This window comes from Shewanella sp. SM55, from assembly GCF_025654025.1.
GTDB lineage: Bacteria > Pseudomonadota > Gammaproteobacteria > Enterobacterales > Shewanellaceae > Shewanella > Shewanella oncorhynchi.
This window is the reverse complement of the sequence record NZ_JAKKRS010000019.1, coordinates 51,373-65,939: the sequence shown is the minus strand read 5'-3', so window position 1 is coordinate 65,939 and position 14,567 is coordinate 51,373. Positions and strand designations below refer to the sequence as shown.

Genomic DNA, 14,567 nt, shown 5'->3' with positions numbered 1-14,567 from the left:
TAAACCAAGGGAACGACCGAAAACAAGCTAGGGTAAGGACAAAATTCAGAACTTGCTTAGTTACTATTGCAATAACACGACCTGCCTAACAGCCACGATGCATTAAGCACTGGAATGGCAAAGACTATTCAAACAGGGCACTAACTGACGTATAGACAAGCGCATCGCCCTCACCGGCATGCGCTTGTCTTGTCGCCCTGATGATCAACATAATGGGTTGAGACTATCTCTATGGATTAGAAAGAGACTCCCTAACACAACCCAACAGATTTTTATCTTATGTGGAAAGCATTTGCACTAGTCAAAAGAAAACTAAAGCTGTTAATTAACACAATTAACTGGTTCACAGTAATCGAGTTACAGACAAGACTCTGTAAAATTAAGGAGTTATACTGGGCTAGTCTGATTACTTACAAACAAGGATTGTCCAGTGTTCAATGAAGATTCTCGCGTTAAAATCCCTACCATACTTCACCTGATGCGCCTGGGTTATCAGTACTTATCGCTAAAAGATCACTCTTGGGACCTGGATACCAACATCTTTCCCGAGTTATTTAAAAAAGCAATTTCCAAGATAAACCAAGGCATCGAAGAAGACGAAGCAAGACGTCTGCTCAACGATGTTAAGTTGCTACTGGATAACGAAGATTTAGGTCGCGCCTTTTTCGAGCGCCTTTCAGAGCGTTCAAATATCAAGCTTATCGATTTTGAGAACTTCAATAACAACAGTTTCCATGTGGTCACAGAACTGACTTGTAAGAACGGTGATGAAGAGTTTCGCCCAGATATTACTTTGTTGATTAACGGTATGCCGTTGGCATTTATTGAGGTGAAAAAGCCGAATAACCGAGAGGGGATTTTGGCTGAACGAGACCGTATCAATAAACGCTTTCAGAACTCTAAGTTTAAGCGCTTTGCCAATATCACCCAGTTTATGATTTTCTCTAATAACATGGAGTACGATGAGGGCGACCCAGAACCCATACAAGGTGCCTTTTACGCTAGCAGTTCATATCACAAGCCTGTATTCAATTACTTCCGTGAAGAAGAGGTGTTAAATCTCACCGCATTATTGAAGCCTATATCGGATGAAGATGAGCTAAGAGTATTAAAAGACAATAACCTAGAAGTGATCCGCAGTAATCCTGAATTTCAAACGAACAAGCAACCCGAACGCCCAACCAATCGTATCTGTAGTTCTTTGGTCAGTCGTGATCGCTTAGCCTTTATTCTTCGCTATGCACTGACGTATGTGTCTGAGTCCGAAGGTTTACAAAAGCACATAATGCGTTACCCGCAGTTGTTCGCCACCAAAGCGATTGAAGCTAAGCTCAACACTGGCGTTAAAAAAGGCATCATTTGGCACACCCAGGGTAGTGGGAAAACTGCACTCACATTTTACAACGTGCAATTTTTAACTGACTACTTTCAACGCCAACAAGTGATCCCTAAGTTTTACTTTATCGTCGATAGGTTAGACTTATTACAACAAGCACTACGTGAATTTACAGCTCGTGGTCTTACGGTATATACCGTCAATTCACGGGAAGAATTTGCACGGGATATCAAAGCGACGCAAGTCATCCACAATCACTCTGGTAAGCCAGAAATCACAGTAGTGAATATCCAAAAATTTGAAGATGACCCCGACGTAGTTAGCACCAAAGACTACAACGTTGCGATACAGCGAGTGTACTTTTTGGACGAAGTGCACCGCAGCTACAACCCCAAAGGTAGCTTCTTAGCCAATTTAAGTCAGTCAGACACCAACGCCATCAAAATAGGCTTAACCGGTACACCGCTATTGGGTGATGATTACAACTCACGCGCATTGTTTGGCGACTACATTCACAAGTATTACTACAACGCTTCAATTGCCGACGGTTACACCCTGCGTTTGATCCGCGAAGAAATCTCCACCCAATATAAAATTGAGTTACAAAAAGCGCTAGAAGAAGCCGAAGTGAAAATGGGTGATGTCGATCGCAAATTGATCTATGCCCATCCAAGCTTTGTTGAGCCAATGCTCGATTATATTGTCACCGACTTTGAAAAAAGCCGTGGTGCATTAAACGATGCTAATATTGGCGGTATGGTGATCTGTGATAGTTCAGAGCAAGCCAAACAGATGTTTGAGATTTTCAATGCTGTGTATGCTGAAACACCTCTTCTACCTCAAAAGCATATCAACTCAACGAGTGAAGTATTAGAAGTCGCAGAGCCTACATCAGTCGCTTACGCCGAATCCATTAAACAAGCACAAAAGGTAAAAAGTGCAGCGCTTATTCTGCACGACATTGGTACTAAAGAAGAGCGTAAAAACTGGGTAGAAGACTTTAAAGCAGGCAAAATCGATTTATTGTTCGTTTATAACATGCTGCTCACTGGCTTTGACGCCAAGCGATTAAAAAAGCTCTACTTAGGCAGAGTGATTCGTAAACACAACTTGCTGCAAGCCTTGACGCGAGTAAATCGTCCTTACAAAAACTTCCGCTATGGCTATATCGTGGATTTTGCCGATATACGCAAAGAGTTTGATGCTACCAATAAAGCCTATTTCGACGAGTTACAGTCTGAACTGGGCGATGAAATGGAACACTACTCGCACCTGTTTAAATCTCAGGAAGAGATCAAGCAAGAAATCGAGCACATCAAAGATGTGTTGTTCCGCTTTGATACCGAAAACATGGAAGAGTTTTGCAACCAGATCAGCCAGATTCAAGACCGTGATACTGTACTGGCACTAAAAAAAGCTCTAGCAGATGCACGTAGCCTGTATAATCTCATCCGCTTACAAGGCGATTATGAGAGTTTGGCTGACTTAGATTTTGCCAAACTTAATGTGCTCTACCGCGAAACCAGCAATCATCTGGATTTACTTAACCTCAAGAACGATTTAGAAAGCGGTCAAGACACCAGCAACTTGCTCAATCGCGCCTTGGAAGACGTGATCTTCAAGTTTGTCAAAATTGGCGAGGAAGAGTTAGTACTGGCCGATAAGCTGAAAAGCACCCTGCGCCAAACTCGCGAAGCGTTGGCCAGCAATTTTGACCAGCAAGACCCACTGTTTATTAGCTTAAAAGAAGAATTAGAGCGCCTGTTTAAGAAGAAAAACTTAAGTGAAGTCATTCAAGATGAAATGGTTGCCAACATCGATGCCCTGAATAAAATTTACGATCGTGTTAAAGAGCTAAATCGCCAAAACAACCAACTGCGGCAAAAGTACTTGGGCGATACAAAATACGCTCGTATTCATAAGCGGTTGCAAGAACGTCAAAGCAAGCAGGGTGACATTAGCGAATCAGAGCGTAAAATCTTTGCCGCCTTAGCGGGCGTAAAAATCGATGCAGACGAGCAGGTACTGAATAACAGTCAGATTTTGGGTAACGAAGGCTATTTTGAACGCCAAATGATGCCACTGGTGATTGCGCGCTTTATGAAAGAGCAGCAGATCAAGCTCGATGCTGACGCCTCCCGCTACATTAATCATTTGGTCGTCGTAGAATATTTAAAAGAATTTAATACTGGTAGCCAATCTTGGTAGCGCTTAGTTAGTCGTGCCAGTATCAATCATTAGGATGTAAACACGAAAATGGTAGAACAAGAGTTTCAACAAAAAACTAAAACTTTGATTGATAGCTTAAAAAGCATCTGTGCTAACTATGGTTTAGGTAACGACGGTAACGAGTTTAAAATCATTACCCAAACCTTTTTGTACAAGTTTTTAAACGACAAATTTGCCTTTGAAGCCAAAAAGCTCGACGACAACATCGCCAAAGCCGATAAGTGGGAGGAAGTGCTCGCGGCCATGTCGGAAGGCGACCTCGATATGCTGCAATTACAAATGGGCGGCGATACCGCTTGCTTAAAACCACAGCACTTTATCAGCTATTTATTTAGCCAACAAAACGCACCCGACTTTGCCAAACTGTTTGACGACACTTTAATCGATATCGCCATCACCAATAACGATGTGTTCGCAGTAAAAACCGATGGTGGCGCGAAAGTGGTGCTGTTCGACCGTATTAGCCAGTATATTGCAGACGAGTCAAAGCGCGATGCTTTCTGCCGCGCCATTATCAATAAGCTAGTGGAATTCAGCTTCGAGCGAATCTTTACCCAAAAATTCGACTTTTATGCCACCATCTTTGAATACCTGATCAAAGACTACAACAGCAACTCCGGCGGCAAATACGCCGAGTATTTTACCCCCCATGCGGTGGCACGCATTATGGCTGAAATCTTAGTGCCCAAAGCACAGCGGGGTACTGTGCGTAATGTCAGCTGTTACGATCCATCCGCAGGATCAGGCACTTTGCTAATGAATGTCGCCCACGCCATTGGTGAAAACCGCTGTAGTATTTATACCCAAGATATTTCGCAAAAGTCATCCAACTTGCTGCGTTTAAACCTCATCTTAAATAACTTAGTGCACTCTATTCCCAATGTGATTCAAGGTAATACTGTGCTGCATCCTTACCATAAGGACGGTAAAGCGCTAAAACGCTTTGACTATATTGTTTCTAACCCACCATTTAAGCTCGATTTTAGCGACTTTAGGGATGAACTCGACAGTAAAGAAAATAAAGAGCGCTTTTTTGCAGGTATTCCTAAAGCGCCTGCTAAAGCGAAAGATAAAATGGCGATTTATTTGCTGTTTTTACAGCACATTATTGCTTCACTAAAACCGGGCGGCAAAGCGGCAGTGGTCGTGCCAACCGGCTTTATTACTGCCCAATCGGGTATCGACAAAAAAATCCGTGAACATTTGGTGAAAAACAAAATGCTGGCGGGTGTCGTTTCCATGCCTTCCAATATCTTCGCCACCACAGGCACGAACGTATCCATTCTGTTTATCGACGCCAGTAATGATGGCGATGTAGTGCTGGTAGATGCCTCAAACTTGGGTGAAAAAGTCAAAGACGGCAAAAACCAAAAAACCGTATTAACGCCAGAAGAAGAACAACAGATTATTGATGTCTTTAACGCCAAAGAAACTATTGAAGATCTCTCTGTAGCGGTCAGTTATGAGGAGATTGAAGCTAAAAACTATTCCCTAAGTGCTGGTCAGTACTTTGATGTCAAAATCGAATATGTGGATATTACCCCAGAACAATTTGCACAAAAAATGCAGGGCTTTACCAGCAACCTAGATAGCCTGTTTACCCAGTCTCGTGAATTAGAAACGGAGATTAAAAAACAGTTGGCGGGGTTGAAGTATGAGTAACCTGTTTAGAACACATCAATTAGGTGAAGTCGCAGAAATTATTGCAGGAGGCGATAAGCCGAAAGTATTTAGCCTTGAAAAAAAAGCATCAGTCTGTGTACCTGTACTTGCAAACGCGGAAAAAAACAATGGTTTGATGGGATATACGGATAATGCAAGAATCTTTGAACCAGCTGTGACTGTCGCAGCCAGGGGATCAAATGTAGGATTCGTTGCGGTTAGAAAAGAACCATTTTTCCCTGTAGTCAGATTACTGTCTTTAATACCGAAAAAAGATTGCTTAGACGTAGACTATCTTTTTTATAACCTGAAGCAGAATCGTAAAACAGGCACTGGTTCTGGACAGCCTCAAATTACCATTCCTGATATCTCCAGCAAAACTATTGCATTGCCTCCTATTTCTATTCAGAAAAAAATAGCTGAAGTTCTTTCGATATTAGACAAAAAAATCGAACTCAATAACCGCATCAATGCTGAGCTGGAGTCCATAGCCAAAACTCTATACGACTATTGGTTTGTACAGTTCGACTTCCCCGACGACTCACCACAAGGCAAACCCTACAAAACCACCGGCGGTAAAATGGTCTACAACCCAACCCTAAAACGCGAAATACCGGAGGAGTGGGGTGATTCAACGATAGGTTCTATTGAACCCAATATTGTTACAGGAAAAACTCCCTCGAAAGACAATCCTGAGTATTTTGGCGGTAATGTACCGTTTATCACAATTGGTGATATTCGAGGTAATACATATATCGTTTCAACCGAAGAAACACTTACAGACAGTGGTGCGGCAACCCAGAAAAACAAATTTTTGCCAGAAGATAGTATATGTGTAACTTGCATAGCTAGCCCTGGTTTAGTTGGTTTTGTGACTACACCAGCACAAACAAATCAGCAAATTAACTCTGTAGTTTGTAGCAACGACATCAATAAATATTATCTGTATTTTGCTATTAAAAGTTACTTTGAGGGAGCAAAAGCTAAGACTGGTAATACTTTCTCAAATATGAATAAAGGTGACTTTAGTACAATCGGAATTCTGAAACCATCAGATCAAGTATTGCAGGACTACCATCAGAAAGCTTATCCATTATTCGAACAGATAAAGCTCAAGTTATTGGAAAATAAAAAATTGGTTAAGCTCCGAGACTGGCTGCTTCCCATGCTAATGAACGGTCAGGTAACGATAAAATGATCAACATTGCGTTTCGAGTTGTACTGACAGTCAATGCCACATTACTACTGGTGATTATCTTTCTGGTCCAAAAAGGATATACACTGGGCTTTTTTTTCAATCGTTTTTTCAGTGATGTGGCTTGCTTAGATTGGACAATAGCACTTCCGAACGCAGTGTCTTATTTGTTTTTTGTGGTGAGCAAAAATTATGGTTTGATAAAAAATCAAAAGTTTAAAATATCCAATGACGATGAGTCAAAGCAGCTTTACGGCATTGAACAACGTTTTTATACCACACCGTTTGGTCACGAAAAGCGGTTAGCTAATTCTGTAACGGCCATGGGGTGAAAAATGGTACCTGCACAGCCTAAAATTTATCATATTGTTCATGTCGATCGCTTAGCTTCCATTCTGACTTCGAATGCGCTGCTTTGTGATGCTCAGATAATTGCTCAACAGGCCGCAGGTACTACGATAGGTATGAACACTATCAAACAGCGCCGTCTCAATGAGCTAACGTTGGATAGTTACCCTGATTTGTATGTTGGGCAATGTGTACCATTTTATTTTTGCCCGCGTTCGATCATGTTATATGTGATTCATAGGGCTGACAGTGCTGAGTTAGTTTATAGAGGTGGCCAGGGGCCAATTATCCATCTTCAAGCAGATCTGCACGCTACGGTTCAATGGGCTCAGCAGCAAAGGCGTCGATGGGCATTTACGCTTTCAAATGCTGGATCATACTATTTTGAGGATAGAAATAATCTCGCTCAGCTAAATGAGTTAGATTGGCAAGCGATTGGAGCAAGACAATGGCAAGGTTGTAAAGAAGGCAAGCAAGCTGAATTTTTGATGGAACATAGTTTTCCTTGGCATTTAGTAGAGGAAATTGTTGTACAATCACCGATCATTCACCAGCAGGTAGTCAATACGTTGCAAAGAGTTGGACACAGACCACCTGTTCGAATTAACCCTAATTGGTATTACTGAGGAGGCCGTAAATATGATTGAAATTACTCATGGTGATATTTTACGTGCTGATACAGAAGCAATCGTAAATACAGTTAACTGTGTTGGTGTTATGGGCCGTGGTATCGCTTTGCAGTTTAAGAAAGCTTGGCCTGATAACTTTAAAGCTTACGCGGCAGCTTGTAGCAGTAAAAATGTGCAGCCTGGTAAAATGTTTATCTTTGAAACTGGGCAACTTGCAAATCCTCGCTTTATTGTTAACTTTCCAACAAAGCGCCATTGGCGAGGTGCAAGTCGAATTGAGGATATCGAGTCTGGTTTATTTGCTCTCGTTGAAGATATTCAAAGGCTTGGCATTAAATCTATTGCTATCCCACCCTTGGGGGCGGGTTTAGGTGGGCTTGATTGGCTGGTGGTACGTGAAAAAATCGAAACTGCAATGCTGCCATTAGTTGATGTTCAAGTTTTGCTTTATGAACCATCAGGCGCTCCACAAAACGATAGAATAGCAAAGCAAAAAGAAGTGCCGAAGATGACGGCAGGCAGAGCCGTATTAATTGAGTTGATGCAGCGCTACCTGAAAGGTTTGCTTGACCCAACGGTATCATTACTTGAAGTACATAAGCTTTTGTATTTTATGCAGGAAGCTGGAGAGCCGTTACGTTTGAACTATCAAAAGGCGCATTATGGCCCTTATGCGCAGAATCTACGTCATGTACTTAATGCTATTGAAGGACACTTCATATCTGGCTATGCAGACGGTGGTGATAAGCCTGACAAAGAACTTCATCTTGTACCTGGTGCAGTTGAAGAAGCTCAGAACTTTCTGGTGCAGCATCCGGACACCCGTGAACGGTTTGAAAAGGTATCGCAACTTGTTGACGGCTTTGAATCACCACAAGGTCTGGAGCTTCTTGCGACGGTTCATTGGCTAAATAAATATGAGCAGGCAAGAAATACCGACCAGATAGTGGAAGGTATACATTCATGGAATGCCAGAAAGCAGTTGTTTACCGTGCGGCAAATTTCTATCGCAGAAAAAATATTAGGTAGCCAGCATTGGCTGACAGCTTGAATTGATAACAACAAAGCCTCTATTTTAGAGGCTTTGTTGTTATCTGATATGTGTTAGGTTTTCTGCCGAGATGACTGGAAAGGGATAAATTGTTTTATTAAAAGTTTTCACAAGGACTCGTGTCATATGCATGATAATCAAGTTATTGACTCTCATCTGTGCTTAAAAAGCATCTATGAACTGTTGGATCAGTTTTTCTTCATTCCTGCTTATCAACGGGGGTATCGTTGGACGACAATGCAGGTTGAAGCATTGTTAAATGACATTTGGGAGTTCGCCCGTACACCAGCGTCCAGTCAATCTGCCTTCTATTGCTTGCAACCTGTAGTCGTGATTCAGAAAGGGAGCAACTGGGAGGTGGTAGATGGTCAACAGCGCCTAACTACGCTGTTTTTGCTGTTGCGTTACTTCGAAATTGAACATTTTCGTGACACTTTGGCCCGTCGTTATAAAAGACAGCTTTATTCATTAGACTACGAAACACGCAATACTTGCCCCCAATTTCTGCAGCATATCCATGAAGAATTCCAGATCGACAACATCGATTTTTTTCATATGCACCAGGCATTTCAGACTATCAAAGAGTGGTTTGCCGACAAAGATTACAGCGACCATGATGACTTTATAAAAATCCTTCTGGAGAAGTCTTCAGAGAGACCTGCTGTCAAAGTCATTTGGTATGACTTGAGCGGAGAAGGTGCTGACCAAGGTTACGCCATCGATGTATTTGCACGTATCAATATTGGCAAAATTCCACTGACTAATGCAGAGCTGATCAAGGCATTGTTTTTGAAACAATCGCACTTTAAATCCGAGGAAGCAAAGTTAAAGCAACTGCAGATTGCCTCCGAATGGGATGCAATAGAGAAACGCCTACAAGAACCATCGTTTTGGTATTTTATCAACGATTCTGGTAAATCGTATCCGACGCGTATCGAATACGTATTTGATTTAATGAAAGGAAATAAAGGCAGCAATGACCCTTTTTATACCTTTAGTAAGTTCCAGGACGACCTTTATGTGGAAGGAAAGTCCATCGAAGCGCTTTGGAAAGAAGTCAAAGACTACTTTTTAACGTTCGAGGATTGGTACCAAGACCGCGAGCTGTATCATTTAATCGGTTTTTTGGTGCAATGCGGCTTCAGAGTGGCTTATTTAAAAAACCATCTATTGGCTAAAAGCTATTTTAAGCGGGCTTTACGAGCCCTTATCGCAGAGAAACTACCTAAAAATATCGATGAATTAAGCTACGAAGATGATCAAACTAAGATCCGTCAACTCTTGCTACTGTTCAACATTCAAACGCTGCTCTCAACCCAAAATGCTGATGTCCGCTTCCCTTTTGACCGCTTTACGCACGAGCAGTGGGACATTGAGCATATACGTTCCAGAAGCGATAGCGCCCCGAAAGGAAAAGAGCGAACCAAGTGGCTTGATGAGTTAGGACATTTTTTACGTAATGACCCAAGTGCACTGACATTCTTCCTTCCTAAAGTAGAATCTGACACATCGCTTACCGTGAACCCGCAGCATCCGCAGGCCGCCACTGAGGCGGCTCAAGAGGTTGCAGAGAAACAAATTAGTCAACTTTTGAATGAGGTCGATAGCTTCCAAAACGACGATTTTCTCGGACACAGCTTTGATGATTTTTTTGAATCAGTAAACGAAAAACTCCACCAGCAACCGGTAGATTGGGTTGATGATCTTGGCAATTTGGCATTGCTTGATTCCAGCACCAATCGCAGCTACAAAAATGCGCTTTTCCCCATCAAACGCGCCCGAATTATCGAATGCGACAGTCATGGCGTGTTTGTACCCATTTGCACTAAAAACGCCTTTTTAAAGTATTACAGCAAGGCATATACGGAATTTGCGCACTGGAATGAAGCCGATGCAAACGACTATATGAACGCAATAAAGCAAGTGTTGGCCGATTACTTACCAGAGCAAGGAGCAAGCAATGACTGAACCATTGGACCTCGAGCATGATGGGCAGCGCTTGAGTTTTTTCCAGCTGTTTCGCGACTCTGATTTGAAGATTGAAATTCCCATCATTCAGCGAGATTACGCTCAGGGACGTCAAAAGGAAGCTGTTGTACGAGAAACCTTTTTACAAGCACTGTTTGAATACTTAGCCACTAACCGGCCTTTTAATGACCTAGATTTTGTTTATGGAAGTATTACTGAATCGTCAAAGTTTATTCCACTGGATGGGCAGCAACGACTCACCACTTTGTTTTTATTGCACTGGTATTTGGCGGTAAGTGCGGGTGAGCAGGAGTCCTTCAATGTTATCCTGAGTCATAATCGGCAAGCTCGGTTCACCTATGAAACCAGAAGCAGTTCACGAGAATTTTGCGATGCATTAGTAACCTATTTGTTTGATTACACATTGATAGAAGATAGTGCATCCCCTCAAGCAGTTTCCTCAATCATTAAAGACCAACATTGGTTTTTTACGTCTTGGTGCCTGGATCCAACAATTCAGGCAATGTTGACGATGTTGGATGCTATCCACCTGAAATTCAAAGAGCATCCTGAGTTTTACCTGAGGTTGACACACGATGAATCGCCAGTAATCACCTTCAGATTTCTCAACCTGGAAAAGTTTTTACTGACTGATGATCTTTACATCAAGATGAATGCTCGTGGTAAGCCGTTAACAGCCTTTGAAAACTTCAAAGCTAAGTTAGAGAAAAAAATACAATCATTTCACAGTGAATGGCCACTTAACTACAGCTTAGCCTATAAGGCTGGACCGATTTCAGGGTACGACTACTTTATTCACAAAATTGATAATGAGTGGGCAGACGTGTTTTGGCCATTTCGAAACACTTACTCAGATGACAATACTTTCGATGATGAGTTGATGAATTTCATCGGGTTATTTATCGCGCAGCAGCAATTGTTACGAGGTGGTATCGATATCGATGAAGTTCAATATACATTTTTTGAAAGTGCGAAAGTGAAGCGCTTAAGTTTGCAAGAGTATGAAAGTGCAAACGCGCTGTCACAGGCGCTGGTGATTAAGTTAATTGAGCTTCTTGATTTACTCAGTGATGGCAACTCCAAACAAGGCGGGCTTACTCGATACTTGATCGATAATGATTACTATCAAGAGGTTGAGACCTTTGAAAAAGTACTCGCCAATTCGACAAGCTATCCGGAAAAATTGCGTTTTTTTGCATTCTACAGTGCGGTTGCTAATGGTAAACGTGACCAAGAGCTGGTTGAGTGGATGCGTGTTGTGTTCAATCTAACAGAGCAGAAAATATTCAACACGTTCTCAGAGTATTATGCCTCTCTCGTCAGTTTAAACGAGTTAGCGCGCCACCAAACACCAATCCTTGAGTTACTGCGTGACAATATCGATATCAAAGCATTTCCTGAATATCAGGTATTTGAAGAGAAGTTAAAGGCACATCTGCTTTTGAAGTCGACACAATGGCGGACATCGATTTTGCAACTTGAGCTTCACCCCTACTTAAAGGGGCAAATTGGGTTTGTTCTCAAATTTTCTGGCATTGTTGACTACTTTTCTGTACATCAAGATGTGGAGTGGCCTCCTTCTGATAACGAATTTTTGTCGCGATTTTTGTATTATGCCAAGGCTGCGGAATCAGTATTTGATGTACTGAAGGATGGCTCTAACAAAATGAATTATGCATGGGAGCGAGCAGTACTCTGTAAGGGTATCTATTTCATCAGTAAGGGAGGCAATCCGTATAATTTGCTGAGTTCTTTGAGTGCTAAAAACGCTCGTCGGGATTTTTCTTGGTCGAGATTGCTGCGCTTATCGTTGACAGCGGATGACGAATGGAATCAAAAGCAAAGCTATGTTCAACAAGTATTTGATGATCCGATATTTGATACTGACAATGTGGTTCAAAGTCTGGAAAGCATCTGCTCCACAAATGTATCAACACGGACGTTTGATCAAGACAATTGGCAGCATTTGCTAATTACTACACCATCTCTCTTTGAAATATCGAGCCAAGGCTTTGTGACTATGGAAGAGAATACGGTGATCCTAATGCACCAGTCGCAAAGAAATCACAAGCAAAGCGAAATCCGAACCGCTTACCTATTTAACTTATTGAAAACAGAATCTTTTGATTGCTTACCATTTAGCATAATGGACTATGAACCTGTGCGAGGTATCGAGAGTAGACCATACATCGAGTTTGCCGGACTGCACTATTTAGGCGGTTTATATGAGCTTGATGTCAGCTATACAGACGCGAGTTTCACTCTTACCTTTAAACAGGCTTTAGGTGAATATGAAGCGTTGCCACAAAATATTGAGAATGAGCTTTTTGAGTTGGGATTTGTAAGGGATGGATTTATGGAAGGTCTGTTGTATTGGTTTAAGTTAGAGTGTTACACATTGTCTTCAGTAAAAGAGGCGGTTTATCAAACCTGTAACATACTAGATCGTCTAGCAGATGGCTGAGGTAGACCAAAATAAAAAGTCCTCAAGAGGTGGATAATTAAGTAGTTCACCGCTGAGTTGATTTGGAATCGCCACTGATTTCCTCGACACTTTTTAGTTAGATATGGATGAGCTTTATAAAGTTCTATTCGGTTGCATACAGGTGTATACGGAGTAAACAAAGACTCTTTATTGGTCTTCTGATAGGTATTGAGAGCGCAAAATAGAGATATTGACCATGACAGAAAAAACGTCAGTAAAAAAGATGACGAAGCATGCTCTAAATGAGCATGAAAAATTTGGCAATGATCAGGGCTGTTTAGCACCATCAGCGGACGATATAGATCTATTTTCTTATGCTGAAAAGTTGTCGGAGGAAATGCGAGAAAAAAAAGTAAAATTTCGCCTCAACTATTCAGGTAAGGATAACTTTTTCCTCCCCTCTTTAAACGAATGTATAGAATTCATCGTTGGTACAACGTACGTATCAACTGTTGCACGGGAAAGAGGCGAAACAACATTGGGCCACACATTTAAAGCATCATGCAAAATGAGCTATAAGCAACATCAGGCTCTCCCCCCGCTATCCGACCAACCATTGTGCAATCCCTGAATGATGCGTTTATCTGTTCTTTCTCAACCATCTTGCTACTTTCTTGATTTCTCATAATAAATTAATATCGAAATGCGGATATGATTGATGGTCGAATGCTCATGTATAGGGATTTAAAAGGAGAGGATAAGTGATGTTAGATTTCGAATTTGCGTGTAAGGAAAGCTTTGAGCGCCGTAAATCCATTAAATTGATGCCATGGGAGCGTGAAACCCTCGATGTCATCTATCAAGTGGCTGAACTCATTTTTGAAAATGGGGTGATCGCCGATCCCGTGCAATATAAGAAGCACCGGTACCTAATGTTTCGGCCATCGATGGCGAATGGCGATAAACCCATCACTCCGTTATTTGGCATTTACAGAGATAGATCACTAGGAAAAGATGAGAATCGTTTTAGATTACGATTTACCAGCAAGAAAAAAGCGGTAGTAAAGGCGTTATCTGACAAGGGCATCAGCCCAGACTACGAATTATTGTTGTTAGACATTTACAAAGATAGAAACACCCTTATCAATCTCCTAGAAAAAGTCTTATCCATTCCTGCTATCTGCGACATATATTCTCTCCCCAAATTTACCGACGGCATGAAACGGAAGGTACGCGAAGCCAAACAACGCCCATCATCATTACAGGCCCAATTTAGAGCTGATCTTCTCGAAGCCTATGGCAATACCTGTCCAATTACTGGATGCAAGATCGCAGAGGCAATGGAGGCCGCTCACATCAGTCCAGTAGGAAAGCTCGAAGATGAAAAAAACCCAAATATCTATCATCCATCTCTGGGAATTCTGTTAAGGGCTGACATTCATAGACTGGTTGATAGTGAATTGATTAGCTTTCAAATCAAAGATAGTCAAGCAATTGTTTTAGTTAATAAAATGCTTCAAAATGACTCAATGTATCGTGATTACAACGGTACTAAAGTCAAACCGCCAAAAGGTTATGAAAAGGCGTGGAAGGAGAATATCAAAAAGCAATACAACTCAAAGCACTAAGTTCAAGGTTCGGCTCGGCCAATTTAATAGGTGTTTGAGAGGAATGGCGTCTGGAAGGACAAGGCACAGGAGTAA

Annotated in this window: 10 protein-coding genes; all 10 read left to right on the top strand. The window is 41.7% G+C overall.

Features of this window, described 5'->3' with window-relative positions; all coding sequences use genetic code 11:
• Nucleotides 1-430 precede the first annotated feature (430 nt).
• Nucleotides 431-3,544 (top strand): type I restriction endonuclease subunit R, encoded by a 3,114-nt coding sequence (locus tag L5L91_RS20030; protein WP_263237506.1) that lies wholly within the window; start codon nucleotides 431-433, stop codon nucleotides 3,542-3,544.
• Nucleotides 3,545-3,592: 48 nt separating this feature from the next.
• On the top strand, nucleotides 3,593-5,227 hold the full coding sequence (locus tag L5L91_RS20025) for a class I SAM-dependent DNA methyltransferase (protein WP_263237505.1): 1,635 nt from the start codon (nucleotides 3,593-3,595) through the stop codon (nucleotides 5,225-5,227).
• Nucleotides 5,220-6,425 (top strand): restriction endonuclease subunit S, encoded by a 1,206-nt coding sequence (locus tag L5L91_RS20020; protein WP_263237502.1) that lies wholly within the window; start codon nucleotides 5,220-5,222, stop codon nucleotides 6,423-6,425. Before L5L91_RS20025 ends, L5L91_RS20020 begins: the two co-directional genes overlap by 8 nt.
• Nucleotides 6,422-6,754, top strand: a complete 333-nt coding sequence (locus L5L91_RS20015; RefSeq protein ID WP_263237500.1) for a hypothetical protein — start codon at nucleotides 6,422-6,424, stop codon at nucleotides 6,752-6,754. The genes L5L91_RS20020 and L5L91_RS20015 overlap by 4 nt, the downstream gene beginning before the upstream one ends.
• A 3-nt stretch (nucleotides 6,755-6,757) precedes the next feature.
• Nucleotides 6,758-7,396, top strand: a complete 639-nt coding sequence (locus L5L91_RS20010) for a DUF4433 domain-containing protein (protein WP_263237499.1) — start codon at nucleotides 6,758-6,760, stop codon at nucleotides 7,394-7,396.
• A gap of 13 nt (nucleotides 7,397-7,409) precedes the next feature.
• Nucleotides 7,410-8,450: a macro domain-containing protein gene (locus tag L5L91_RS20005; RefSeq protein ID WP_263237498.1), complete on the top strand. Its 1,041-nt coding sequence runs from the start codon at nucleotides 7,410-7,412 to the stop codon at nucleotides 8,448-8,450.
• Between the two features lie 126 nt (nucleotides 8,451-8,576).
• Nucleotides 8,577-10,418 carry a DUF262 domain-containing HNH endonuclease family protein gene (locus L5L91_RS20000; protein ID WP_263237497.1) on the top strand — a complete coding sequence of 614 codons (1,842 nt, stop codon included), beginning with the start codon at nucleotides 8,577-8,579 and terminating at the stop codon, nucleotides 10,416-10,418.
• Nucleotides 10,411-12,903 (top strand): DUF262 domain-containing protein, encoded by a 2,493-nt coding sequence (locus L5L91_RS19995; protein WP_263237496.1) that lies wholly within the window; start codon nucleotides 10,411-10,413, stop codon nucleotides 12,901-12,903. The genes L5L91_RS20000 and L5L91_RS19995 overlap by 8 nt, the downstream gene beginning before the upstream one ends.
• Before the next feature lie 217 nt (nucleotides 12,904-13,120).
• Nucleotides 13,121-13,495, top strand: a complete 375-nt coding sequence (locus L5L91_RS19990; protein ID WP_263237495.1) for a hypothetical protein — start codon at nucleotides 13,121-13,123, stop codon at nucleotides 13,493-13,495.
• Nucleotides 13,496-13,628: 133 nt separating this feature from the next.
• Nucleotides 13,629-14,492, top strand: coding sequence for an HNH endonuclease signature motif containing protein (locus L5L91_RS19985; protein ID WP_263237493.1), 864 nt, complete (start codon nucleotides 13,629-13,631; stop codon nucleotides 14,490-14,492).
• Nucleotides 14,493-14,567: the final 75 nt, after the last annotated feature.